Below are 24,930 nucleotides of genomic sequence, written 5' to 3' on the forward strand. Positions count from 1 at the left end.
TGAGACGACCAATGAGTCGCCAGGCTAGCCGCCGCCTCCGTAATCGGTCGGCATGCGCCCTCTACTTGGGGACTTCCGTCTCTGGAGTAGGCAGGGTACGCTTCTTCGACCCTACGGCCAGCAGGATGACAACGAGAACGCCGAAGGCTACCAAGCCAGGAATTGGGCCGCTCGGAACGAACGACTGCAGATCGATTGCATTGAGGAACCCTTCGTAGAAATTCGTAAACGAAATCAATACGGCCGCAATAGCCCCACCCGCGATGTAGCCAGAGCTTAGCAAGACTGCAGGACCAGAATCATCTTCCGATCCCGCCCGATTCCCTTGCCAGCGATCCACTGCCAACCGGACCAGGCCCCCGACAAAGATTGGCGTCGATGCCTCGAGAGGAAGATAAACGCCGACGGCGAATGGAAGGCTAGGAACCCCGCTGAGTTCGAGTGTTACTGCGATGAGTACACCGATCATTACCAACCCCCAGGGCAGTCGGCGATCCAAAATCCCATCGATGATGAGCTGCATGAGGACCGTCTTGGGTGCTTCGAATTTGCTAGTCTTCTCCCCCGCGTCCGTTTCTTCCAACACACCATTGATCGCGGGATCGACCAGATAGATGGGGCGTCCGCTGTCGTCGATCAAATAGCGGCCCGGTGGAAGTGGCTTATCCACCTCGGCACGACCGATGTTCAACACGAAGTACTCTTTCGAATCGTCCGAGTAGGCTCCCGACCGAACACGATCCTTCGCAAGTCCCGTGGTATCGATTCGAACTTCAGAAAAACGCTCCACCGACTTTTTGCTATAAGTCGAGTTCGCTTCGTTCATGGCGATGAGGACCAACCCTACGACCATCGCCGAAGTAAGAGCACCGACCAGTATCCCGATCTGCTGCGAACGAGGCGTTGCACCGAGAAGATGCCCCACCTTCAAAGCCTGTGCGGTGCTACCCCCGTTCGAAGCCGCGACGCACACCACTCCCGCAATCGTGAGCGCCGTGAGCTTGATCTCCTTGCTGACCGAAGCAAGCCCGGTCGAATCCATCAGGAGCAAGATCAAACAAGTCAAAAGAAGGGTTGCGACCGTCATTCCTGAAATGGGATTGGAGGAAGAGCCGATCTCGCCCGTCAATCGAGACGAAACGGTGACGAAAAGAAAACTGAACACGACGATCATGATCGCGCCGGCTATACCAGTAAACCCGAACCCCAGCCCCAATTGCGGAATGGCCATCAGACCGATCACCAACATCAAACTGCCCACCAACACCATTGGCAGAGGAAGATCTCGATCTGTCCTCCGAGTTCCGGGGGAATTGGCGCCTTGGGACGACGTGAGATCGCGGAAGCTGGTGACGATGGCACCGAAGATCACTGGCAGTGCCTTCAGCATACTGATGATGCCCCCGGCTGCGACTGCTCCCGCCCCGATGTAGAGGATGTACGCGTTTCGAACGTCTCCGTCTTCCATTTGGCTGATAGGGATAGTCCCAGGCGCAAGCGGTTGTTCAAGTTCGCTACCGAAGAAAACGATGAGGGGACTGATGACCAGGTAAGCCAACACGCCGCCGGCCACCATGATGTTGGCAATCTTCGGTCCGATGATGTATCCGACTCCCAATAGAGAGGGAGATAGCTCCATACTGAGCGTGGCCCCCTTGAGGCCGACCACTTTCCCAGCAGCATCGACGCTGTGCAAAGCAAAGCTGGCTACATCGCGCCAAAGATGAAACGCTTGCATGCCGATCTGGTAAAGGAAACCGAGCCCGAAGCCAGAGAAGACCATGGAGGCGGTGGCCCCCCCTTTCTCGCCGGCCAAAAGAACTTCTGCGCAAGCCTTTCCTTCGGGGAAGGAAAGCGTTCCGTGCTGCTTGACGATAAATGCTTGGCGAAGCGGGATCATCATGAGAATCCCAAGCAACCCACCAAAGACGCTCACCGTCATCACACGGACCGCATCGATATCAAACCCGAGGAGAAGCAACGCGGGCATGATCAAACCGACGGCAAAGGCGAGCGATTCACCCGCAGATCCCGTCGTTTGAACGATGTTATTTTCCAAGATGGTTGCAGGACGCAACCCAGTCCAATTGGATAGCCCGCGGAACAACGTGATCGAAAGAACCGCAACCGGGATGGAGGCGGATACGGTTAGTCCAACCTTGAGGACCAAGTACATCGACGATGCACCAAAGACGATGCCAAGAAGAGCCCCCATGATGACCGGAAACCAAGTCAACTCAGGAATCTGCTCTTCGTCACCAATGAAGGGCTTGAACGGCTTCTCGTTCGCGTTGCTCATATGGAAGTCGCCGGCGTACTCTGGAAAAGGATCCTCAAACCGATCAGTCGATACCGTGCATCATCTTCTTGATCTTAGGAGTCAATCCCCAGATGATCAGTCCCGACAAAACAGGGATGAGGGTGTAGATCAAAAAGAAGACCGTTAAACCGTATTTCTCAGAGATTGGGTCGATATAGCCCCCTGTCCAACCAGCTAAATAGTTCGCGACGGCGGTTGCGATGAACCAGATTCCGAACATCAAGCCAACCAGTTTGGCGGGTGCCAATTTGCTAACGTACGAGAGCCCAACCGGGGAGACGCAAAGTTCGCCGAGCGTGTGTAGCAAGTACGCGAAAATCAACCACCACATGCTAATTGCAGCCGTCTTGGCTTCGCGTTCAATCCCCATGCTACCCAAAGCCAACACACCGAATCCCAATCCCAGCAGCACCAATCCGAGCCCGAATTTTACCGGTGCGGACGGATTGAGGGGGCTTTCCCAGATACGGCTGAGCAATGGAGCAAAAGTGATAATGAAGAACGAGTTGAGAATTCCGAACCAGGAAGCGGGGACTTCGGTTTCATTTTGTTTTTCACGAACCACTTTGCCGATCAATTTTCCTTCAAACCTATCAGCCTCTTCAGCCGTGATGACCTTGAGCTTTCCATCGCCACCTTTGGCTTCCCGATCAAGAAGATAGATCGTTTGCTCTGCAACGAGTGGCATATCCCACTGAATCGTTCGCTCGACGGTTTTCATGGCGGGCGCTGCACCGTCCGTCGCGTTTTCAGTCGCGACAGGGACGTCGAACGAAACCACATAGGCCTTCATGTTGAACTCTTTGTTCAGCATCCAGAGTGCGATTCCCCAAACGATCACAAAGCTGATGGCGATGCTGATATTCGAGCCTGGAATTTTGTGGAAGGTTGCCCGAATCAGTTTGGCCAGAACAAAAGTCACGATCGCGAGTGGAATCACGGTGAGGGCGGTGTTCGACCAGAAGAACGCAGTTGCGTATCCGCCACTTAGGATTCGAGCCGTGTAATCTTTGGCGAAGATCGTCATCGAACCGCCCGCTTGCTCAAACGCCATCCAAAAGAAGATGGTAAAGAACGACAGGATCCCGATCACAATCAGTCGATCGGTCACCACATTGGGGGGCGTATCCTCTGTTGCTTTCTCAGTGAGTTTGGTCGCAGCATTGGCTCGTTTTCCGATTTCGCCAAAGAGCTTTGCACCGAGATAAAACATGATCATGCCAAGCCCCATAAAGATTCCGGCCAAACCGAAACCGTACGACCAGCCCACCTTCTCTCCGGTATATCCACACAGGAGGATTCCGAGGAAAGCTCCGGAATTGATCCCCATGTAGAAAATCGTGTACGCACCATCCTTTTTCTCTTGGCGGTCTGCGTAGAGCTGTCCCACAATCGATGAGATATTCGGTTTAAACAATCCGTTACCGACGATTAGTAGTCCAAGGCCCGTGTAGAAAGTTGATACCGTCTCCAAAGCCATCGAAGCATGGCCGAGGGTCATCAAAAATGCCCCGAGGACGACGGCCATTCGATAGCCGAGGATTTTGTCTGCGATCAACCCGCCCAAGATAGGGGTTAGATAAACGAGACCTGTATAGAGTGCATAGAGATTGAGAGAATCTTGGCGCGACCAAGCCCAACCGCCATCGGCTATCTGGCTTACCAAGAAGAGAACCAGCAAGGCACGCATTCCATAGTAACTAAATCGCTCCCACATCTCGGTGAAGAACAGGAGGAACAATCCGGGCGGATGGCCAAAAATCTCGTTCTTATCTTCCGTCGACATATCGATCCCTTCGTCCAATACCTTGCGTCTCGAATCCCATCGTGAGAGGAGAGGACGTATAGTAACCGAAACATCATGAAATGTGGGATCGGGGAAGTGAAACTGGTCCAAAGGAATTTGTCTTCGAGTCATCGCAGCGATTCGCTATAATGAGCCGACTATGTTGTTCAGTGCACAAGACATGTTGAATCGAGCTCGAGACGGAGACGAGAAGGCCAAAGGGGAGCTGTTGGAGCAATTTCGTCCGTACCTCAACGTTCTTGCTCAGCGTCATCTGGACGACCGACTTCGTGGTCGATTAGATTTTTCTGATGTCGTGCAAACGACGTTTCTCGAGGCGTCCCGCGACTTCGGTGCTTTCCGGGGCGAAAATGTAGACTCCTTGCTTGCATGGCTGCGAAATATTCTCCGAAACAACGTACATACCGCCCACCAACAGCACTTAGCCACGCAAAAACGCTCGGCTCGTTTGGAGACTCGTATCGCCTTTTCTTCCGAGTCAGGGGGAAGTTCCTTGGGGATGGCCGACATCGTCCCATCAGAGACCTCCACGCCTAGCCAACGCGTGATGAGAAATGAAGCTGCCGCAGTACTAGCGCTTCATTTGGAAAAGATCCCCGAAACACAGCGGCAAGCGATCCGCCTTCGTTATCTGGAGGGATTGTCATTGAAACAGATATCAGATCACATGTCCAAATCGGAGATGGCGGTGGCCGGTTTGCTCAAGCGAGGTTTGAGGACCCTCCGAGAGGAAATGTCCGACCCTGCCTAACCCCTCCCCTCGTGAGTGTCCCCAGTACGCGTGAGTGTCCCCCGTACGCGTGAGTGTCCCCAGTTTTTTGCCCAGTCCTGGTGAGTGTCCCCAATACGCTTGAGTGTCCCCAGTGTTTGGTTCCGAAAAATTTCCTGCTGGCACCTCTTCCCCACTCTTGTAGGTGGGATCTCGAGACGCTCCAATAGATTGCTCGCACAGGATCGTGCACGGCAATCCGAATGAATCGCCCCTTGTTTTGCCGATGTTTTCCCTTTCGCCCAAGGAATTCAGATCATGCGCACCGCCCGCGCCGATATCTACCGTCCCGATGAAGTCGCGACCGTCCACACCATCGCCACCATTGTTCGCAAGTACTACTTGCTAGGCGATGATGCTCTGACCCGCAAAGATTACAGCCATCGCTGTCTCTGGATTACCAAGCAAATCGAGGAACAGGCCCAGTACTTTGGCATCGACGTCTTAGGTCATGCCATCATGAGCAATCACTTCCACTCGGTCTTGCGCTCCCGCCCCGACATAGTCCAAGAGTGGGACGACACCGAAGTCGCCAGGCGCTGGATGTTGATGTGTCCCAAGAGAAAGAACAAAGACAAGAGTCCGGCGGAGCCGAACCAGAAGGAGCTTGACGCCATCCGCACCAAGCCAGAGAAGGTCAAAGAGATCCGGCTCCGGCTCAGCGATATCTCGTGGTGGATGCGCATCCTTTGCCAGCGGGTGGCCAAGCGAGCCAATATGGAGCTCCAAGAGACCGGCCGGTTCTTCAATGGCCGGTTCAAGTCGATGAGGTTGCTCGATGACGAGGCCATCTTGGGCTGCATGAGCTATGTCGATTTGAATCCCATCCGAGCCCAGGTTACCAAGACGCTGGAGGGCTCCCAGCACACGTCGGTAGCCAAGCGGATCGCCGCGCTCACGCAAGTGCTAGGAACGGAGGTTCCGCCACCGGAGGCTTTGCAGGAGGGAGGGTCCCAGCAATCCAGCTCGTCAGGCGAAGATCCAGTCTTGTGGCAGCGTCGGCTGCCCGACGCGTACTTAGCGCCGATCGAGCTGGTGGATGAGAAAGGGAGTGCGGGGAGCAAGCCGAGCAAGACGCAGAAGCGGTGCAGTGACAAGGGAGTGGTTCCCCTATCTTCGATGAGCTACATCCAGCTGTTGGATGCAACCGCCCGGATCATCAAGGAAGGGAAGAAAGGCTTCACACCGGAGGAGGTACCCCCGGTGTTAGAGAGGTTGAACATGGATCCAGCGCGCTGGATCGATTACACGACCCAGTTCAGCCGGATGTTCTCTTTAGCGGCCGGCGGAGTGCGTAGCATGAAGGAAGCCAGGACGCTCGTTACGAAGCGGCAGTATTACTGTCCGCAATACCAAGGTCGTACCTAGCGGCAGGTCATTCAGTCCGCAGGCGGGTTGTCGACGCTTCCAGCGACGCAATTTGCCGCGTGCCGTCGACGTTGACCGGAATCAGCATCCCTCAATCCCCCTTCTTCTTAGCATTCCGTGCGGACCTCCCCCGCACGAGGGTTCTCGCTGCGCGCCGCCTGACCAGAAACGGCCCCAAAACCCGTTTTTCGCCCCTCTTCGGCCTCCAATCCCCCAAGCGCCCCTCAAAACCCGCCCCCACCCCCCTCCTCCGGGGGGCCACCCCCACCCCTGGTGAGTGTCCCCAGATTCTGATGAGTGTCCCCAGTGCTGGGGACACTCACTAGTGTTTGATCTTGAATATTTGAAGCGGTGCAGGCGGCGGGGGGGGCGCGAGGCGGGGGTTAGTAGTCCAGAGTCGGGGTGTCGTCGCTGGTAAATTTATTGCTGGCTGCACCGTTGGTTTGAGTAGACGATTCTTTGGGGAGCGGCTCGTCCGCATTCGTGTCTTGCTCTTCTTCCGGTACTGGGGCTTCGTATGAACATTAGGGAGTGTCCCCAGTATGGTTTCTTAGGGAGTGTCCCCAATAGGAGGGGGGATGTTGGGTGGGGTTGGGGTCTGTTGGGGTTGGAGACCTTCGGAAGAGATGGTGACAGTCTTCGGAGCCGTTGCGTCGATGTCGGTTGCGTCACGACGTCGTTTGTTCGTTTGTTTGTTGGAAATCCAAGAAACTGGCTTGGAGCGGATCTGCAACCGGTTCGCTATCGAAAATAGAAGTCCTGGTTGAATGCAAGAACTCTTCAGAATCGCTGCGTCCGCAGGAGCATGAATCCAACGACTACGGAGGCTGTACCTAGAATTCCCCACTGCGTTACGGTCATGTGCTCCACGCTGTAGGAGATCCCCTTCCACAATCCCTCCAAAATTCCACTGACAAAGCTGATAATATTGGCCATGATCTCGTTCCCCTTTCTGAGAACCGTAGCTCAAGCTTCCGCCTCAAGTGAGAATCTTACGCCCCTAAAGGGCTGTTCTTGGCTGTCACAGTCGGACGACAGGACAGATTACACCGTTTATAACGTCAGATGGTTCAGCCATTCGCTGGCGGGGGTGCCCGCAAATTGGGGGTTCAATATCTTTCCGCCGCAAGAGTTCCGCATTACGATTGGAATTCCGAAAGGGAATTTGCCTCGGCGACAAAGGACAGAATGCCAGATCCATCACAACTTGCTCCGCACCCGATCACCGAATTATTTCCGTCGTACCGCTGCCCTGCTTCGCGGTACGATGAATTGCTCCAGGACGGCTTCGTGCAGGAGCACTACCGGTCGCTGCTTGGCATAAATCCCCGTCTCAATGGTGCAGAGCTCTATCTACGCTGGCAGACGATCAAGCGATCCCTTCGCGACAATCCTTCTGCATCCACAGGCCAATTGACTAAGACCGATGCGTCCCGGATCTGGGAGTTGGACCCTATTCCTTACGTGATCCCCGAAGCTCAGTGGCAAACGCTGGCGCGCGGCGTGGAACAACGGGTGAGACTGCTCGACTACATCTTGCAAGATATCTATGGCAGTCAACAACTACTCGCCAACGGCTTCATTCCTCCCGAGGTTGTTTTCGGCACGAAAAGCTACCTCCGAGCCATGCGCAATGCGACCCCAGGCGAACGCATACTCTACTTGTACGCTTGCCAGGTCGTTCGCGAACCTGACGGAGTCTGGCGCGTCTTGGCCGACCGCACCCAAGGCCCTAGCGGGGGTGGCCTAGCCGTTGAAAACCGTCTTGCCATCTCACGCGTGCTCGAGTCAGATTTCCGGTCGATGAATGTCATGCGACTTGCCAGCTTCTTCGCGGGCCTTCGAGAACAACTCAATGCACCAGAGTACTTCAAAACACCAAAGTCGGCTCGAAATGTTCTGCTCAGCCCAGGCGTCGCCAGCCAAACATTCTTTGAAGATGCTTACTTGGCTCGCTATTTGGGGTACACCCTTACCCAAACCAGCGACTTGACCGTTCGCGGAGGCGATGTCTACCTAAAGACACTTGGGGGTCTAGTAAGCGTCGACTCGATACTTCGCCGAATACCCGATATCGATTGCGACCCATTGGAACTCAACTCTCAAAGTTCAGCCGGTATCGCAGGTTTGTGCCAAGCCGTCCGTGACAAACAAGTTCGTGTGGCAAATCAGCTTGGAAGTGGCTGGGCAGAATCGCCTGCTTTGACAGCACTTTTACCTGAATTGTGCCAAGCAGTTCTCGGCGAAGAACTTCTGCTTCAAAACACGCCGATGCACTGGTGTGGTGACCCGAAGAATCTAGATTTTGTTCTGCAAGACATCGAACGATTCGCATTTCGAGATGCGTTCGTCAGACACTCTAGCTCGGATTGGTATTTTCATCGGGCCGGCGATACGGAACGGAAACGATTCCAAGAGATGCTGCAATCGAAACCTTGGAGCTTCGTTGCCGTGGAAGCACCTCGCCCAAGCTATGCTCCCACTTGGCATGGGAATCGAGTCGTCGCTTGGCCTACCGTTCTTCGACTCTTTGCATCGGCTACGAAATCAGGATTCGATGTGATGCCAGGCGGTATCGCTCGAGTTGCCGATCGAGAAGACAAGGTATCGGAAAGCCTCATCGCAGGTTTGATGAGCAAAGATGTATGGGTCCTTTCCTCCAACAAAGTAAAACCGGTCACGCTCCTTTCATCCAATCGAACCATCACTGAGGTTCGACGAAGCGCTATGGATCTCCCCAGTCGTGTTGCAGAACATTTGTTCTGGCTCGGGCGTGGAACCGAACGGACCGAAGGTATGGCGCGCCACGCGCGACTATGCGTTTCGCAACTGGCAGGAGAAATCGAACCAGAATTGCTCGGTTTTCACTGGCAAGTTGTCTATGCACTTTCGTCAAGTGAAGGAACGCTGTCTGAAATCCCTCCGCCGGATGCGAGCAGCCACGTTGAGGAAATGAGGCGAGAAGTCTTGCAGTTTCTCTACCAAGCAGATCGGCCCATGTCCCTCCACGGAGCGATGCTTGGAATTCGACAAAATGCAGAAATCATTCGCGACCGGCTTAGCTTCGACTCATGGCAACTGCTCAGCAAACTCGACATGGATTACTTGATGCCATGGGTGGATCGTCGTGAAAAGCTTGGAGATGCTGGCGTATTTCTAAACCAAATGACAACCCTCCTCTCAGCCTTCGCGGGGCTGATTTCGGAGAATATGACTCGAGGACCCGGTTGGCTCTTTCTCGAAATAGGCCGGCGTATCGAACGAGCCTATGGCCTGATCCGATTGCTGGAATTTTTGTTGGTACCTGGCGGTCGTCCCATCAGTCCCCTTATCGAGTCTCTATTGGAGATTTGCGATAGTTCCATGACGTATCGATACCGATACCTGATGAACTACGAAGTTGCTCCCACACTGGACTTGCTGTTATTCGATCCCTCCAATCCACGCAGTATTGCTTTTCAGTTTGTCAAGCTCGTCGAAAACTTGGAAGGTCTTACCAGCGCTAGCAAGGTCGATATCACACGGATGCGAAGGGCCATGATGGATGCTCGTGGCATGATGCGACTCTTCGATGCTGATTCGCTATCCATCGAGGTCACGGCTCCGGATAGCCCCTATCCAAAACGCATCCACTTGCAAGATCTTTTGAATCAGCTCACCAACAGTCTCAATGAACTCGTTGACTTCCTCTCGCAACGGTTTTTAACCCATACCGTTTCGGTTCGTCATTTGGAAGATGCCGCCAATCAATAGTTCCAATCATGATTGAACCCATCCGCTACTGTATCCTACATCGTACCTTGTATGAGTATTCGAGCCCAGCCTTGCTCTGTCACAACACGATGCACCTGAGCCCTCGCGAAATCACGTATCAGTCCGTCGAAAGATCTCGCATCGAAATTTCTCCTTCCCCTTCGATCCGACGTCCAAGGCATGATCCGTACGGAAATCGAGCCGAGTTCTTCAGTATCGAATTGCAACATCAATCTATGTTGGTTGAAGCGGAATCAATCGTCACTCGCTCCGTGCCTTGCTGGAATGGGGCAGAGTCTGTTTCCTACCAATCCATTCGCCATCGACTCCACCAACCCCAAACCGATGAGGATAGACGGGCTCAAGAGTTCTGCTTCGACTCAACATACATCCAATCCGAATCCGCGTTTTCCGATTTCGCTTGGCCGAGCTTCCACTCCCACAACTCCCTTTTAGATGCTGTTACCGACCTCACACAACGCATCTACGAAGATTTCCAATATGTTCCTAACTCCACCTTGGTCTCAACAACACCTCGTGAAGTACTCCGTACTAAACAAGGAGTCTGCCAAGACTTTGCGCACCTACAAATCGCTTGTCTCCGGTCAATCGGTTTGGCCGCACGGTACGTAAGCGGTTATCTCCTCACCCACCCGGCTCCTGGCCAAACGAAGTTGGTCGGCGCGGATGCCTCCCACGCGTGGCTGAGCGTCTATTTCGCAGACTTCGGCTGGATCGATTTCGATCCCACCAATAACGCAATCCCAAGGAATGAACACATCACCGTGGCTTGGGGTGCCGATTACGCCGATGTCGCGCCAATCGCTGGTTTGCTCATCGGAGGAGGCCTTACCCGGCTGGAAGTTAGCGTCGATGTGGCGCCCATCTCCCCATCCTCTACGCCGCTCTAGCGGGAATAATCACGGCGCCTCTTCGCAACCATCCTGCCTACTTGTAATGGTCGAAATGATCGTCTGATTCGGCATCGAGATGCCCCGACTTATTGATGGCCAACAGAATTCGAAACGCAACCAGAGAAGAGACGAGAAACCCGATCAGTCCGAGCAGCGACAAATCTTGCAAACCCAATGGCCCTCGTTGGGTGAATAACAAGGGAGGGACCTTCGAGGCCATAAGTATTGAAGACCCCAGCAAGAGCGAACTCGTTAGCAACCCCAGCACAAGGCGATTGATCGAAGGGCTCAACCCGCGGTGGGACAACTGCACGTCGAGTTTTCCCTCCTGTATCAATTCCATTAGCGCGCTGATTTGAGAAGGCATCCTCTCCACCAAACCCTCGATCTCGACGTACAATCGCCTCATCCTTCTCGCCTGTCGCCAAGGTGAATAACGATTGCGGCGAAGAGAACCAAGCTTCGGCTGCACGGTTTCCAAAATACTGAATCCAGGACTCAGTTGGCTGATCGTCCCCTGCAACGTAATCAATGTCTTGATCAAAATACTCATTTGACTTGGCAGCGTGATACGATGGCGGTGCAATATATCCGTCGCGTCGTGCAATGCCGCAGCGAAATCAAGCGTCTCAATGGACTGTGTTGCGTAGTGGGCAATCAAGTCCGCAACGTCATTGGATAAGAGCGACTCGTCGATGCTCGCGGGGATCTTTCCCGCACGCTTGATCAATGAAGTAAGCAAAGCGGAATCTTGACTTACCACGGCGAAGAGCATCTCTTCGATATTCCCTCGCAAGGTATCGTCAATTCTTCCTACCATTCCGAAATCCAGCAATCCGACATCGCCATTGGGCAAGATGAGGATATTTCCTGGATGGGGATCGGCATGGTACAGCCCCATCACAAATATGCTGTCGACATACAGATCCGCAACACGCCTCGCAATTTCTACTCGCTGCCCGACCCCCTCTTGCGTATCTTCGGCAATCGAGTGAATTGACTCCCCGTCCAGCTTCTCCATCGTGAGAACCATGGAGGAGGATTGCTTGGCAAACCCCCTCGGAACACGTATCCCGGGCTTATCCGAGAGAAGACGTTGGAAAACTTGTAGATTGAGCAACTCCCTCTGAAAACTCAATTCGCGACGTAAAGATCGGGATAACTGCTCCACAATCGTGCGAGGTTGCCACGCAGCCAACTCCGGGATCTTCTCCGCCATCGTAGCCAAACCGCAAAGGACCTCTAAGTCTTCGCTAACGGTCTTTTGAATATCCGCATGCTGTACTTTGACAACCACACGCGTACCATCGCGTAGAACAGCTTCGTGCACCTGACCAATCGACGCCGATGCGATCGATGTTTCCTCGAATCGGAGAAAGATCTCTTCGAGCGGTTGCCCAAGTTCCTTTTCAACGATCTGACGAACGACATCGAAAGGATCTGCAGGTACTTGCGTCTGAAGCAATGTAAGCTCCTTCGCAAGATCGGAACCGACCAAATCAGGGCGGAGCGACAGGACTTGTCCCAACTTAATAAACGTCGGTCCCAAATCGGTGAGGGCCATGCGAACCCGAGCCGATCGAGAATAACTGGACAGAGGAACCCCGTCGTCATCCTTCAACCAATCGCGAATAAAATCCACTCGCAATCGGCTTAGCCAATCGGCCAATCCATAGCGCCGCAGCACAACGATGATCTCTTGCCAACGCCGCAGATTACGGTAATAGCGAGGTAAGGAAGTAAGTCGCATGTATTAGGGCTTGGGAACGGGCTGTACTTCGATCCTAGGTGCAGGAACGCGTTTCTCTTCTTTACGCGACTTGAGCATTTCCTCGACTTTGGCAGCGTACTCGGACATATTCTTTTGGCCGATCCGATCCGGAGATAGCTCGTGCTCCTGGTCTGTCCATTTGAACATAAACTCAACACCACCATAGGTACAGCGAACCATCCTGAGCTCTGGAACCACCGTCTGGGAAAATTGAGGTTGGTGCGCCCCAACAACGTCGTCTTGTTCGAAAAGTATCTTCCCGGTCCGGACGTCGACGACTGCGACGCAGACCATCTCGGCGGCTCGTCCATCGTTCACTCGCGGCAGGACAATTCGTCGGACAAAAAAGAGCCCTGGACAATTGTTCTTCGATTGATGTAAGGGGAAACCATACTGCATCACAGGAACGGCCTTCTCCCAAACAGGCTTCCCATCGGATGCATCAATCGCGAATACCGAACCACTGACCCGCGCAAAGGCGCTATCTCCTTCCGAGGGATAAATCTCCGGTCGTGCATACGTGTACATTTTGTTGTAGGGCAACACGATTAGCTTGTCTTCAAACGGATGCACAGAAAGCGTTGTCCCCTTCGCGTCGAAAGAATCTCGCAAGTCGAGCAAATCATCCTGCTTTTCAATTCGGTGCTGATGCTCTTTGCCCGATTGGAAATTCCAATAGAAAATGGTTCCCGCGTTGTCGAGCGTCACGAGCCCAAGTCCATTGGGAGCCAGCGCGATCGCGGTATCAGCCGAGAACGTTCGATCCAAAACAGTCGCTCCATCCTTTGGATCTACCAACGTCACCTGGCGTTTCTGTTCATTCGCGTAAAGCAGATGCTTGCCAACTGCCAATGTGTAGGGATGGGCTCCGGAGAAATTTTCGCTCGCCAGCGTTTGGCCGCTTCGAACGTCCATCTTGAGCAGTTTCCGGGTAGGCAATGCTCCGTAAAGCACATTCCCGTCGAGTGCAAAGTGGGCTCCTTGAAACCCAACTTGCTTCCAAATCGTATCACCCGTCTTGGGGTCCAAACACATCAACTGATCTTCATCGATCACCAGCAATCCGAACCGCCCGCCTCCGATCACTCGAAACGACTTATTCGCGACAGGCAATCCCCAGTAGGTGGCTTCAACCACTTGCCGAGCCCGCCCTCGCTCTACAACTGGCACCGAACCTTCGAAGTAGCGATGCCAAATCTCATTCTCGCTATCGATCGCCGGTCTCTTTAGGGCGTCCACGGCAACCAATGTTCTATTATTTTCAAGAATCAACTTTCCATCGATCGCAAACGCCTGAACAACTCCTTGCGCCAAAGTAAATGACTGAGTCCGAGCTGCGCTACTGAACCCGTTCAATCGGTTTCGCAAAATGACGTTTCCACTACTCGTGGAATAGGTGAAGTCCCAGTTCTGCAGGGTCTCTCCGACCACACCTTGCACTCGACATGGAAGGGTGGAATCCGCAAAGCCTTGCAGCTGCATCATCTCTTGCGACGCATTGACGTTCCCCTCTACTTTCCCCTTTGGCCACTCGTTGGTTGGGATCGCGTTGAAAAAGCGATTCGCAATCGCTTGAGGGTATACCTCGTTTCCACGCTCCGCCCAAATCCGATACCATTCCTCTACTCTAGCCCGGACCTGGGTCACCTCATCCGTCGAAGCCGAAGGAAGGATCTTTTCGACCAAATCCATGCGAAACGACGCCGCATAGACTTTGGCCAGCACTTCGGCGGCTCCGGAATCGATCTGGATCCAATTAGCGATCGGCTCGCTCGCGAATGCTTCGATGGCAAGTTCTTCAGCGTCGAGCAAGTTTCCTTCTTCGAGGAGCTCCTCAGCCAACCGGACACGCACCTTGGAGACTAGAGCAACCGACCTGAAATGCTTGAGCTTCACTCGTTGCAGATTGGGTTGGAGCTTCGGAATCTTGGCTACTTGGCTCTCGAGGGCCGCGACAAGATCTGGTTTCGATTGCCAATCACCAATTTCCTTCAACGCCCTTTCGACTTGGGTTTCGATCCAACGATCCTCCTGTACGGACAATAGCGGTGTCGGCTGAAAGAACTCATTTCCCCCGGATTGATCGTGTCTCCTACTTGTTCTAGCATCAGAAAGTTCGATCAGTTTCAGTAGTACTTGATCGTAGAGTCCTTTTTGCTGGAGACCTTGAACAAGTGTTCGAAGAAAGACAAAGTCAAACTCCAACCCGATTTTGTAAGCCGAAACCCTCGAAGAGTACTTTTCGAAATCGTTCATCAACGCTGTCGTCGACGCCTTGCGCAATCGCAACCAAACATCTTGGTCTTGTGGATCCATCTGGTAAGCCTTTTCAAGCAAATCCATCGCTTCCTCCACACGTCCATCCGCCAGCGCCAGTTCTCCTCGTTTCATCAAGGAATCCAACGAAATCGATGCCTGAGCCAATTCCTGCTTGACCTCTTCCCGCAGCAAGTCCTGGATAGAATAGCAATCGAGCTCCGTAGGAGTTAACGACAGGAGCTTATTGTTGACGTTCACCAAATTACCTGGCATCTGTTCGAGCCGAGTGCTGGATACCCACTTACCAGTGACGATATCGAGTCCCTCGATGGTTTGAGCCGAGGTAGGGATATAAAAACGGCTGCCGTTGCGCAACCCGCGCCCGACCACTTGTGCCCCTTCTGGAAGTCCGATAGGCTCCCACTTCGGCTCACCAGTTTGCAAATCCAACCCGTAAACCGCATTCTGACAGACGATGATTGCGGTTTGTTCCGCGACGCATCCGACATATCTAATCTTTCGGTCCTGAGAATCGAGGGCGTGCCATCTCCGTTCCCCTGTTTGAAGCTCGATGGCATAGACGCCGAATCCGTCGGGAGGAGCATAAAGTGCAACACCTTCGGCGATCAGTGGAGCCAAATCGACCGATCGGGAATCGAATGGTTCGAAAACTCCCAATTCCATCCCACCAAAGGTGCCCGTCATCGCCCCCGCCGTACTTACTTTCGAGCGATAGGCTAGCCCCCATTGCAGGGATCGGGTGTGAAGATCAAACGCAACCAGATGGCCCGATAACGTCGGGCAAACTATCAAATTACCGTCTGCTGAGGGTGTCGCCCCAATGCTTCGGCGCATCGTGTCGTTCGCAATGACGGCACCATTGTTCACCACGAGAGGTTGGCGCCAGAGGACTTTCCCAGAATCGGGAGCGAGAGAAAACAATGCGACTTCTCCGTTCAGTTCACCGAGAATTAACAGTTCTCCTCGGTAGGGCAACGGTGGGCCTAAGAAGAGGATGTTAACAAGCGCCGGCTCGGTTTCGCTCTTCACTCCTCCTACTTCCCATAGCAGTTTGCCCTCCTCTGGCACACTCCAGCATTGCAGCACATTGTAGGTCTTGATTCCCAACTGCCTCGCGAAACGTGCGTTAGGCCCTAGGGCATAAGCCTCGGAGACATCGACGCTGGGCAATTCGCTCACTCCATACACCCGCTCCCCATCGCTCGCCAAGTGACCGATTGTGGCCTCTCCCCAAACCCGCTTTGCCAAGTACTCGGGAACTCCGTATTCCGATCCGATCGATCCACGCGTCGGGATGTTCTCCATAGAGAAACCAAGAGGCATTCCCGTGTAGACGCATTCCCACTGGAGCAGGCCCGTTTGCAAATCCAAAGCGACGATTCGTTGATCAAACGTCGAAGTAATGATCGATCGCCCGACGGAAATCGGCATCCTCGAAGGAATCGTCGTACCAGCTTGCTCGATCGGCATTCCGGCTTGTCCCTTCAACGTCGACAACAACTCCTCCTTTTGCTGGCTCGACTCGTGCAGTTCGGCATGCCACTGCAGAATGGGAAGAGGGACTCCTGCACGCGTATCGCTATTCCGACGGGTGTTCCCGCCAACGAGCGAGGGCTGAGAGACAACCCGATCCATTTTCTTCAATGATTGAGAAGTCACTTTGGCAGAAAGCTTCTCCAGAATCTTGGAAATATCGTTGTCCAGCGTCGCAGCATCCCAATTCAAGGCCTGCCCAAACCAATCAACTCGATAAGACGTGTTTTGGGCGGCAACCAATCGCAAGAGACGTTCCGCTTCTTCACGATCCCCTGCAAGTAGTTGCGCTTCGGCGCCGAGGATGCCAAGGGCTGCACCGAAGCGAGCGAGCGCACGACGCTGCTTCAGCAACTGCGAAAGCATGAACGCCCCTTTGCTCGCATCCCCTTGCCCCAACGCTCGCTGCGCAACGAGCAGCGTGGCGTCCTGACCAACAGGGAGAAATCCCAGTCGCGTGGACAGACGTTCAATGCGATCCCAATCGCCAAGGGCAACGGCATCATCCAAAGCCTTTTTTGCTTCGACGCCATGTCGAACGTCCAAGATATCCATCGCTTCGTCGGGTAACTGATCGACCAATTCGTAAAGGATCGCGAACAAGTTTCCTTGGGTTATCCGCCCAAAGCGAGGGTCGCGAGGTGGATTGGGAGCCGTGTTGGACTCGAGGAAGTAATCGATACCGAATTCTTCGTTGGAGGAATCCGAATCAATACCCAGCAATTGACCGATTGCCAAAGTTGCTTCGGACCAACGCGATGCAGCCACATGCCCGCGAGCCTCCTCCAGGAGAGTGAGAACCTCCCGGGATGGGGGCATCCACGTCGAATCCACTTGCTGGGATCTGGGGCGCGCGAACTGGGCGAGGCTCAAGTCGCAATTGAGAGTTCCACCGATCCAAGTCGTTAGACCGACGAGAAAAGCGAGCCGCAATCGAGCATCCATGGCTGTTGATTACCTTTGCCTGAGGCAAGTAGTTCTAAGCGATTTGTCAGGGAGTCGATTGAGCCAATCAGGCACAAAACACTGCAAATCTTGCGGTTGCATCCTATCCTAGCCGATGCGGGGATGCAACCAGCCGTACGGACGATGAATGGCGTGTTCAAGCGGTCGCATTCAGCATACAATCGGGTCGGAAAATGGGTTGGTATCGGTTACCTTCCGCCTAGCCCCAGCGTCACGATTGGAACTCTCTCCATGTCGAGCGAATCCGCATTGACACTCCCGCCCCCTCGATCGCTTGCTCTACCGAAAATTCCTCCCCACTGGTCTCACAAACACTTGCTGGGTCTGGAACATCTGACGGCCGATGAAATCACGCTCATTCTCGACTTCGCTGAAGCGTTGCACGGAGCGACCAATCAAGGCCGGACGAAGCTCGATCTGTTGAAAGGTCGAACCATCGCGAACTTGTTTTTTGAAAACAGTACACGCACGCGGAATAGCTTCTCGCTCGCCGCGAAACGCTTGGGTGCCGATACGGTCGAATTCTCCTCGAGCGGCTCCAGCGTCGCCAAAGGAGAGACCTTTATTGACACGGCCAAGACAATCGAAGCGATGCTCGTCGATGCCGTCGTGGTACGGCACAGCTCCCCGGGAACTCCCCACATGCTCGCGAATCATTTGAAGTGCAGCATTGTGAACGCAGGGGACGGTCCACATGAACACCCCACCCAGGGCCTTTTGGATTTGCTAACGATCCGACAACACCGAGGGTCTCTCGCAGGCCTTACGGTCGCGCTCGTCGGCGATATCGCCCACTCTCGTACGGCTCGGTCCAACATATGGGGCCTTTTGAAACTCGGGGCCAAAGTGATTGTGTGCGGCCCCGCGACACTCGTTTCAAAGAACTGGGAGAAGCTCGGTGTGGAAGTCGCTTACGACTTGGACAAAATATTGCCCCGATGCGACGTCTTGAATTTGCTGCGTATTCAATTCGAACGCCAAGCCATTAGGCCATTTCCTTCGGTGCACGAGTACATGCTGCTTTACGCGATGAACAACGAACGCATTCAGCGCAGCAAGAGCGATATCCTCATCATGGCGCCAGGACCTATCAATCGGGGAGTGGAATTGACCCCCGAAGTAGCCGATGGCCCACATTCGGTGATCCTAGAGCAAGTCACCAATGGCATCGCTGTACGCATGGCAACTCTTTGGCTCCTCCTCGGAGGCCTCAACTCTGCTGTGAAGCAGGATGTGACTTAGTGTTCGCACCCCTTCCGTAACAATTTCCTTCACCTTCGAGCAACAACCCCATGGAATCCTCTTGGCTCATTGAGAACGCACGCTTGATCGACCCTAGCAACGGGATGGATCGAGTGGGAAGGCTTTTGATCCTCGATGGCCGTTTTGCTGGTGTCGACACTTTGGATGGCGATGTTCCTACCCATGTTCAGCGACTCGATGCTCGAGATTGCATCGTCGCTCCTGGATTGGTGGACTTGGGGACCGAGTTTGGCGAACCGGGCCGCGAAGAGGATGAGACCATACAATCAGGAACTCTCGCCGCACTGGCTGGAGGCTATACGTCTGTCGCTCTTTCGTCCAACACACTTCCGCCGATCGACTCCGCAGCGAGCGTCGAATTCATTCATCAAAAGGGGAGCAGAGCCGATCATTGCCGTGTGTATGCCCTCGGCTGTGTGAGCAAGGAACGAAAAGGCGAATCGCTTGCAGAGATCGGTTCTCTGGTGGATGCAGGGGCAGTCGCACTTTACGACGGCCCGAACCCGATTGAGAACACTGGCCTGCTTCGACGCGCCTTGGAGTACTGCCTGATGTTCGATCGCGTTGTGTTCGATCACCCTGAAATCGCGTCGATCTCTCGGGGTGGGGTGATGCATGAAGGACTGGAACAACTCAAGCTTGGCCTCGCCCCGATGCCTGCCGAAGCAGAGGATTTAGCCACCTCGCGCGACTTGCGATTGATTGAAGCAACCGGTGGACGTCTCCACCTTACCAGCATCAGTACCTCTGGCAGCGTGGAGCTCTGTCGGAGGGCCAAGTCGCGTGGTATTCAGTTCACGGCGGGAAGCTACGTTGCCAACCTTCACTTCACCGATGAAGCGCTCCGTTCCTTCGATGCCAATTGCAAGGTGAATCCCCCATTCCGTTCGCGCGACCATGTCGAAGCTTGTTTGGAAGGACTGGCGGATGGCACGATCGATATCATCAGCAGCGGCCACAAGCCTTGCTCGCTCGAAAAGAAGATGCTCGAAATCAACGATGCCCCGTTCGGAATGATCGCATTGGAAACGGCTCTCGCTGAAGTCGTGACGTTCTTGATTCGCCCTGGTATCCTCAGTTGGCCACAAGCGCTCGCGAAGATGAGCTGGAATCCCTCCAAACTGCTCGGACTTCCCAGCGGCAGCTTGGAAATCGGCAAGCCGGCCGATGCAATCCTTATCGATCCCGATCGCCTATGGCGGGTAAACGCATCCAATTTGAAAAGCCGATCTTACAACACCCCCCTCGATGGCGCTGATCTTTACGGCGCGGTGACCCACACGTTTGTCGGTGGTCGACTACGCTATCAAGCTTGAGAGTCTCCGATCTTTTCCTGCAACCCAACTATTATCGCTATGATTCGACACCTCCTCTCCGGTGCATCCGTTTGCCATCATCTTTGCTTGACAGTTGGATTTATTCTCTCGGCGGCAGCCACTGGTGCGGCTAAAGAGTCGCCAGATTCACGTCCCAATTTCATCGTGATCCTCGCCGATGATATGGGCTACAGCGATCTCGGTTGCTACGGAGGTGAGATTCGAACGCCTCATCTCGATTCATTGGCTCGGGAAGGGATTCGCTTCACACAGTTCTACAACACCGCACGATGCTGTCCAACCCGCGCCAGTTTGTTGACAGGTCTTTATCCACATCAGGCCGGCATTGGGCATATGATGGAGGACCGTGGGTTGCCGGGCTACCAAGGAAACTTGAATGCCCAATGCCGCACCATCGCCGAGTTGCTTCAACCCGCTGGCTATGCAAATTATGCGGTGGGGAAATGGCATGTGACACGGCATGCGGGGGAAGCAGGACCGAAGCACAATTGGCCTGTGAACCGGGGATTCGATCGCTTTTATGGCACCATTCACGGTGCAGGCAGCTTCTTTGATCCTTCCTCATTGGTTCGCGATAACACGATGATTTCTCCCTTCGCCGACGAAGAGTATAAACCGGAGTCGTATTACTACACCGACGCCATTTCCGATCATGCGATCCGATACATCCGCGATCACCGTGAGGGGAATCAGGAGAAGCCTTTTTTCTTGTATGTCGCCTACACGGCAGCCCATTGGCCGATGCACGCTCTCCACGAAGACATTGAGAAGTACCGAGGCGTGTATGACGAAGGGTATGAAGCGATACGCAAGAAACGACTGCAAAAGGGTGGCCAACTCGGAGTGCTGAATGCCGAACAAGGGCTTGCACCAGCCTCGAAGGATTGGTCCTCGGTGGAGCATCGCGAATGGGAGATCGCGTGCATGGAGGTTTACGCCGCGATGGTCGATCGAATGGATCAAGGAATCGGTCGCATCCGAAAAGAGCTTGAACGCCAGGAAATTTCAGAGAACACCGTAATCCTTTACTTGCAAGACAATGGAGGATGTGCGGAAGGGATGGGGCGAATTGGCAATCCAAAACATCCCAACATCTCACGACCTGCTTCGCCGACACTCCCTCCGATGAAGCCGACCGAATTTGCGGCAGCGGGTAGCGTCCCTGACCAAACTCGCGATGGATATCCGGTACGGATGGGTCCCAAAGCGATGCCAGGCCCTGCCGATACTTACATTGCGTATGGCGAAGGTTGGGCAAACGTCAGCAATACTCCTTTCCGAGAATACAAGCACTGGGTTCATGAAGGAGGGATTAGCACACCGCTGATTGCCTGTTGGCCAAAGGGGATTCAGAAGCCGGGCTCCATAGCGAAGGATCCCGGTCATCTTATCGACATTGCGGCTACGCTGGTTGATCTTGCTGGTGCAAAGGTCCCAAGCCAGTCGATTCCCTTGGAGGGCCTTTCACTGAGGCCTGTGTTCGAAGGAAAGCAAGTCGAGAGAGAGGCGCTTTACTGGGAGCACGAAGGCAATCGAGCTGTACGCTCTGGCAAATGGAAACTGGTTGCCAAGCATGGCGAACCTTGGGAGCTCTACGACATCGAGTCAGATCGGATCGAAGCCAACAATCTTGCGAAAGAGCAACCGGCGAAGGTCGCGGAATTGCGTGCCCTTTACGAGTCCTACGCAAAGCGAGCCAATGTGGCCCCTTGGCCGCTGAAGTCACCGAAGTAGTCTAGTGAAAGCAGAAGAGGGGCGCGCCAAGGCGCAACGCTCGCAACGACGGGAGAATCCGGGTTTCAACTCCCATTCATCTTCTTCCCCTTTGCGACTTGGCGCCGTTGCGAGAAACAACGTGCATGAAGAAGAGTGGCGCGCCAAGGCGCAACGCTCGCAACGACGGGAGAATACGGGTTTCAACTCCCATTCATCTGCTTCCCCTTTGCGACTTGGCGCCGTTGCGAGAGACAACGTGCATGTAGAAGAGGGGCGCGCCAAGGCGCAACGCTCGCAACGACGGGAGGATCCGGGTTTCAACTCCCATTCATCTGCTTCCCCTTTGCGACTTGGCGCCGTTGCGAGAGACAACGTGCATGTAGAAGAGGGGCGCGCCAAGGCGCAATGCTCGCAACGACGGGAGAATCCAGGTTTCAACTCCCATTCATCTGCTTCCCCTTTGCGACTTGGCGCCGTTGCGAGAGACAACGTGCATGTAGAAGAGGGGCGCGCCAAGGCGCAATGCTCGCAACGACGGGAGGATCCGGGTTTCAACTCCCATTCATCTTCTTCCCCTTTGCGACTTGGCGCCGTTGCGAGAAACAGGACTCATAAAAAGTGGGCAGTTTCAGTTAGGATAATCAAGTCGATTCACTACTCTCGTGATGCCATCCTTGAGGAGTTCCATTCCGAAGTTGATTAACAAGCCCAACCGCCGGTCTGCAATTTTGAGATAGGTCAAAACGATCTTCTTATGTACTGGCAAAATCGTCTCAATCGACTTCAATTCTACGATGACTAGATTCTCGACAATTAGGTCGGCTCGAAAACCTATATCAAGCTTTTGGTTGTCCCATGTTACGGCAATTGGAATTTGATTCCTTACAGACAATCCTCGCTTTCGAAGTTCATGGACCATCACGGCTTCGTAAACAGACTCGAGTAACCCAGGTCCAAGCATTCGATGGATATCAAAGGCTACATCTATAATAATGCGAGCGACGTCGTTTTCATGCATGGGCGTTGCACTTCACGTAAGGCGTTTTCGAAATCAGAAACTCACAGAGAATGGATCACAGTAGCATAGTCTGAACCAAATCTCCCCCCCTTGCGAGAAATCGGATCGAATGAAGAAGGGGCGCGCCAAGGCGCAACGCTCGCAACGACAGGAGAATACGGGTTTCAACTCCCATTCATCTTCTTTCCCTTTGCGACTTGGCGCCGTTGCGAGAAACAACGTGCATGAAGAAGAGTCGCGTGCCAAGGCGCAACGCTCGCAACGACGGGAGAATACGGGTTTCAACTCCCATTCATCTTCTTCCCCTTTGCGTCTTGGCGCCGTTGCGAGAAACAACGTGCATTTCGAAAGCCAAGCCGTTGCGAGAAACACCTCCGCATACGGCTTCCCGCAAGCCAGAAGCCAAGGTTGGTGTTATAATCGGTAGGACTGGTCGGGATTGGACTGGGCGGGGCAGCGTTTGGACGGAAATGTTCAAGAAAGGGTCGTCTGTCCGGTTCGGACCGTTACATTTGAGGCCAACGACCCCATCACGAAGGTTCTCGGAAACGATGATTGCACGCGATTCCCATTTTCTATTCGAGCAAGAGAGCGGCGAAGTGACTTCGCTGGCCCGCTCGTGTTGGATTGCGTCCGCGTTCTCCGAGCGTTCTCCTAACAAAATCACCCCGAACGAAGATGCCGTAGCGATACTTCCTCTCGACGAGGAAACAGCGGTTTTCGCCATAGCAGATGGTTGCGGCGGGATGCGTGGCGGGGAAGTGGCCGCTTCCCTTACCTTGCGATGTCTTGCGGATTCCGTGGCGTTGTGTCGTGACAATCCTCAGCAGCTTCGCACCGCGATCCTTGACGGAATCGAGCTAGCCAACCACACCGTACAAGACTTGAAGATTGGCGCTGCGTGCACTATTGCCGTCGCCGAATTCCATCAAGGCTGGATCCGTACGTACCACGTCGGAGATTCGACCATCTTGCTCGCGACCAACCGCGGGCGCGTTCGCTACCAGTCGATTTGCCACTCGCCGGTAGGTTTCGCTGTCGAAGCTGGTTTTTTAGAGCCGAACCAAGCGATGCACCATGAAGACCGCCATCTTGTTTCGAACGTGGTCGGCGATCCTCGGATGCGGATCGAGATGGGTCCTCGCATCGAGATGGGAGTCAAAGACACATTAGTCATTGCAAGCGATGGCTTGTTCGACAATCTGACGGTCGAAGAAGTCGTCGAGAGGATTCGAAAAGGCCGATTGGCCGGTTCTCTCCATTCCTTGACGGCCGACGCACGGAGTCGGATGCGGACCGATTCCGACGAGCCTTCCAAGCCGGACGATTTGAGCGTCGTCTGCGTTCGTCGCGTCTAATCACCTCGGCTTCCTGCCGTCCCGAATTCCTGCCGTCCCGAATTCTCTCCGTCCCATCCTGTTCTTCGGTGAATCCGTGTTCTTCGGTGAAGCCGTGTTCTTCGGTGAAGCCGTTTGCTCCGCGTCTTGGAAGTGGGACGCTTGATGCAATTGGCACGCTCGTTGCATTACTGGGAATCTCATTGGTCTTGACTGCCACTCTCTGACATGCGGGGGCGTCAGGAGTTCCAGTGTGTTGTCTTTCCGTCTAACGAGGAGAAGCAAGTCATGTCGAATTTTTTGAATGGTGGTATGGCTCGTTCGTTTTCGCCTGAGACGTTGGCTGTTGTAGGCCGAGATTTCGACGGATTGTTCGATCAGTTTTTCGGAACGCAGCGGGGGCGAGATAGTGAGAACGGTCGTTCCGAGGGGCATGTTCGAGCCTTGCGCGTTCCGACCCACGTTTGGGAAAAAGACGAGCGGTTGCACATTGCCGTCGATTTGCCTGGCGTAGGCAAAGAAGCCATTTCGCTGACCTTTGAGAACGGAACATTGGTTCTGGAAGCCGATCGCAAGGCCCCGGACTTGGGTGAACACAAATCTTGGCACAACAGTCTGCACTATGGCCTGTACAAACAAAAAATTGCTGTGGGCGAAACCTATTCGCCTGAAACGATCGAAGCGACCTTCACCGATGGTGTGTTGCACATCCAGATCGCCAAGCGACCGGAGGTGCAACCGCGCAAGGTGGAGATCAAATAGTATGCGTCCTCTCGCC

At 54.0% G+C, this 24,930-nt stretch carries 16 protein-coding genes; 10 read left to right on the plus strand and 6 right to left on the minus strand.

What is annotated here, in order from left to right; translation table 11 throughout:
• Window positions 1–61 precede the first annotated feature (61 nt).
• Window positions 62–2,299: an OPT family oligopeptide transporter gene (locus SH467x_RS21780; RefSeq protein ID WP_482369198.1), complete on the minus strand. Its 2,238-nt coding sequence runs from the start codon at window positions 2,297–2,299 to the stop codon at window positions 62–64.
• Between the two features lie 43 nt (window positions 2,300–2,342).
• Window positions 2,343–4,238, minus strand: coding sequence for a peptide MFS transporter (locus SH467x_RS21785; RefSeq protein WP_482369199.1), 1,896 nt, complete (start codon window positions 4,236–4,238; stop codon window positions 2,343–2,345).
• Between the two features lie 28 nt (window positions 4,239–4,266).
• On the opposite strand from SH467x_RS21785, the gene SH467x_RS21790 reads away from it, so the two are divergent.
• The gene (locus SH467x_RS21790; RefSeq protein WP_482369200.1) at window positions 4,267–4,878 is read left to right on the plus strand and encodes a sigma-70 family RNA polymerase sigma factor; all 612 of its coding nucleotides are present in this window, start codon (window positions 4,267–4,269) and stop codon (window positions 4,876–4,878) included.
• Window positions 4,879–5,154: 276 nt separating this feature from the next.
• Window positions 5,155–6,264: a transposase gene (locus SH467x_RS21795; protein ID WP_482368902.1), complete on the plus strand. Its 1,110-nt coding sequence runs from the start codon at window positions 5,155–5,157 to the stop codon at window positions 6,262–6,264.
• A gap of 780 nt (window positions 6,265–7,044) precedes the next feature.
• Here the strand turns inward: SH467x_RS21795 and SH467x_RS21800 are convergent.
• A complete protein-coding gene (locus tag SH467x_RS21800) occupies window positions 7,045–7,200 on the minus strand; it encodes a hypothetical protein (RefSeq protein ID WP_482369201.1) in 156 nt (51 codons plus the stop codon).
• Between the two features lie 252 nt (window positions 7,201–7,452).
• On the opposite strand from SH467x_RS21800, the gene SH467x_RS21805 reads away from it, so the two are divergent.
• Window positions 7,453–10,017: a circularly permuted type 2 ATP-grasp protein gene (locus tag SH467x_RS21805; RefSeq protein ID WP_482369202.1), complete on the plus strand. Its 2,565-nt coding sequence runs from the start codon at window positions 7,453–7,455 to the stop codon at window positions 10,015–10,017.
• Window positions 10,018–10,025: 8 nt separating this feature from the next.
• On the plus strand, window positions 10,026–10,928 hold the full coding sequence (locus SH467x_RS21810) for a transglutaminase family protein (protein ID WP_482369203.1): 903 nt from the start codon (window positions 10,026–10,028) through the stop codon (window positions 10,926–10,928).
• A 37-nt stretch (window positions 10,929–10,965) separates the two neighbouring features.
• Here the strand turns inward: SH467x_RS21810 and SH467x_RS21815 are convergent, their stop codons facing one another.
• Both SH467x_RS21815 and SH467x_RS21820 read right to left on the minus strand, forming a co-directional pair.
• Window positions 10,966–12,681, minus strand: a complete 1,716-nt coding sequence (locus tag SH467x_RS21815) for an ABC1 kinase family protein (protein WP_482369204.1) — start codon at window positions 12,679–12,681, stop codon at window positions 10,966–10,968.
• Window positions 12,682–12,684: 3 nt separating this feature from the next.
• A complete protein-coding gene (locus SH467x_RS21820; RefSeq protein WP_482369205.1) occupies window positions 12,685–17,460 on the minus strand; it encodes an outer membrane protein assembly factor BamB family protein in 4,776 nt (1,591 codons plus the stop codon).
• A 252-nt stretch (window positions 17,461–17,712) separates the two neighbouring features.
• Here SH467x_RS21820 and SH467x_RS21825 point away from each other — a divergent pair, with 252 nt between their 5' ends.
• The 4 genes from SH467x_RS21825 to SH467x_RS21840 are packed head-to-tail and all read left to right on the plus strand — an operon-like array spanning window position 17,713 to window position 22,500.
• Window positions 17,713–18,723, plus strand: a complete 1,011-nt coding sequence (locus SH467x_RS21825; protein WP_482369206.1) for an aspartate carbamoyltransferase catalytic subunit — start codon at window positions 17,713–17,715, stop codon at window positions 18,721–18,723.
• 50 nt (window positions 18,724–18,773) lie between these two features.
• Entirely contained in the window at window positions 18,774–20,060 is a 1,287-nt protein-coding gene (locus SH467x_RS21830) for a dihydroorotase (protein WP_482369207.1), read from the plus strand.
• 39 nt (window positions 20,061–20,099) lie between these two features.
• Window positions 20,100–21,815 carry an arylsulfatase gene (locus SH467x_RS21835; protein ID WP_482369208.1) on the plus strand — a complete coding sequence of 572 codons (1,716 nt, stop codon included), beginning with the start codon at window positions 20,100–20,102 and terminating at the stop codon, window positions 21,813–21,815.
• 4 nt (window positions 21,816–21,819) lie between these two features.
• The gene (locus SH467x_RS21840) at window positions 21,820–22,500 is read left to right on the plus strand and encodes a hypothetical protein (RefSeq protein WP_482371417.1); all 681 of its coding nucleotides are present in this window, start codon (window positions 21,820–21,822) and stop codon (window positions 22,498–22,500) included.
• Here SH467x_RS21840 and SH467x_RS21845 read toward each other — a convergent pair.
• Entirely contained in the window at window positions 22,426–22,815 is a 390-nt protein-coding gene (locus tag SH467x_RS21845; RefSeq protein WP_482369209.1) for a GxxExxY protein, read from the minus strand. The genes SH467x_RS21840 and SH467x_RS21845 overlap by 75 nt on opposite strands.
• Window positions 22,816–23,366: 551 nt before the next feature.
• Here SH467x_RS21845 and SH467x_RS21850 point away from each other — a divergent pair.
• Both SH467x_RS21850 and SH467x_RS21855 read left to right on the plus strand, forming a co-directional pair.
• The gene (locus SH467x_RS21850; RefSeq protein ID WP_482369210.1) at window positions 23,367–24,173 is read left to right on the plus strand and encodes a PP2C family protein-serine/threonine phosphatase; all 807 of its coding nucleotides are present in this window, start codon (window positions 23,367–23,369) and stop codon (window positions 24,171–24,173) included.
• A 267-nt stretch (window positions 24,174–24,440) separates the two neighbouring features.
• Window positions 24,441–24,914 carry an Hsp20/alpha crystallin family protein gene (locus SH467x_RS21855; protein ID WP_482369211.1) on the plus strand — a complete coding sequence of 158 codons (474 nt, stop codon included), beginning with the start codon at window positions 24,441–24,443 and terminating at the stop codon, window positions 24,912–24,914.
• The last annotated feature ends 16 nt before the right edge of the window (window positions 24,915–24,930 follow it).

It is taken from the genome of Brakhagea slesvicensis (assembly GCF_052161625.1).
Classification (GTDB): domain Bacteria; phylum Planctomycetota; class Planctomycetia; order Pirellulales; family Pirellulaceae; genus JBKCUI01.

What these genes read in the sequence shown, in the direction of transcription:
- SH467x_RS21780 (WP_482369198.1), bottom strand. Translation starts at nt 2,299, where the DNA reads ATGAGCAACGCGAACGAGAAGCCGTTCAAGCCCTTCATTGGTGACGAA.
- SH467x_RS21785 (WP_482369199.1), bottom strand. Translation starts at nt 4,238, where the DNA reads ATGACTCGAAGACAAATTCCTTTGGACCAGTTTCACTTCCCCGATCCC.
- SH467x_RS21790 (WP_482369200.1), top strand. Translation starts at nt 4,267, where the DNA reads ATGTTGTTCAGTGCACAAGACATGTTGAATCGAGCTCGAGACGGAGAC.
- SH467x_RS21795 (WP_482368902.1), top strand. Translation starts at nt 5,155, where the DNA reads ATGCGCACCGCCCGCGCCGATATCTACCGTCCCGATGAAGTCGCGACC.
- SH467x_RS21800 (WP_482369201.1), bottom strand. Translation starts at nt 7,200, where the DNA reads ATGGCCAATATTATCAGCTTTGTCAGTGGAATTTTGGAGGGATTGTGG.
- SH467x_RS21805 (WP_482369202.1), top strand. Translation starts at nt 7,453, where the DNA reads ATGCCAGATCCATCACAACTTGCTCCGCACCCGATCACCGAATTATTT.
- SH467x_RS21810 (WP_482369203.1), top strand. Translation starts at nt 10,026, where the DNA reads ATGATTGAACCCATCCGCTACTGTATCCTACATCGTACCTTGTATGAG.
- SH467x_RS21815 (WP_482369204.1), bottom strand. Translation starts at nt 12,681, where the DNA reads ATGCGACTTACTTCCTTACCTCGCTATTACCGTAATCTGCGGCGTTGG.
- SH467x_RS21820 (WP_482369205.1), bottom strand. Translation starts at nt 17,460, where the DNA reads ATGGATGCTCGATTGCGGCTCGCTTTTCTCGTCGGTCTAACGACTTGG.
- SH467x_RS21825 (WP_482369206.1), top strand. Translation starts at nt 17,713, where the DNA reads ATGTCGAGCGAATCCGCATTGACACTCCCGCCCCCTCGATCGCTTGCT.
- SH467x_RS21830 (WP_482369207.1), top strand. Translation starts at nt 18,774, where the DNA reads ATGGAATCCTCTTGGCTCATTGAGAACGCACGCTTGATCGACCCTAGC.
- SH467x_RS21835 (WP_482369208.1), top strand. Translation starts at nt 20,100, where the DNA reads ATGATTCGACACCTCCTCTCCGGTGCATCCGTTTGCCATCATCTTTGC.
- SH467x_RS21845 (WP_482369209.1), bottom strand. Translation starts at nt 22,815, where the DNA reads ATGCATGAAAACGACGTCGCTCGCATTATTATAGATGTAGCCTTTGAT.
- SH467x_RS21850 (WP_482369210.1), top strand. Translation starts at nt 23,367, where the DNA reads ATGATTGCACGCGATTCCCATTTTCTATTCGAGCAAGAGAGCGGCGAA.
- SH467x_RS21855 (WP_482369211.1), top strand. Translation starts at nt 24,441, where the DNA reads ATGTCGAATTTTTTGAATGGTGGTATGGCTCGTTCGTTTTCGCCTGAG.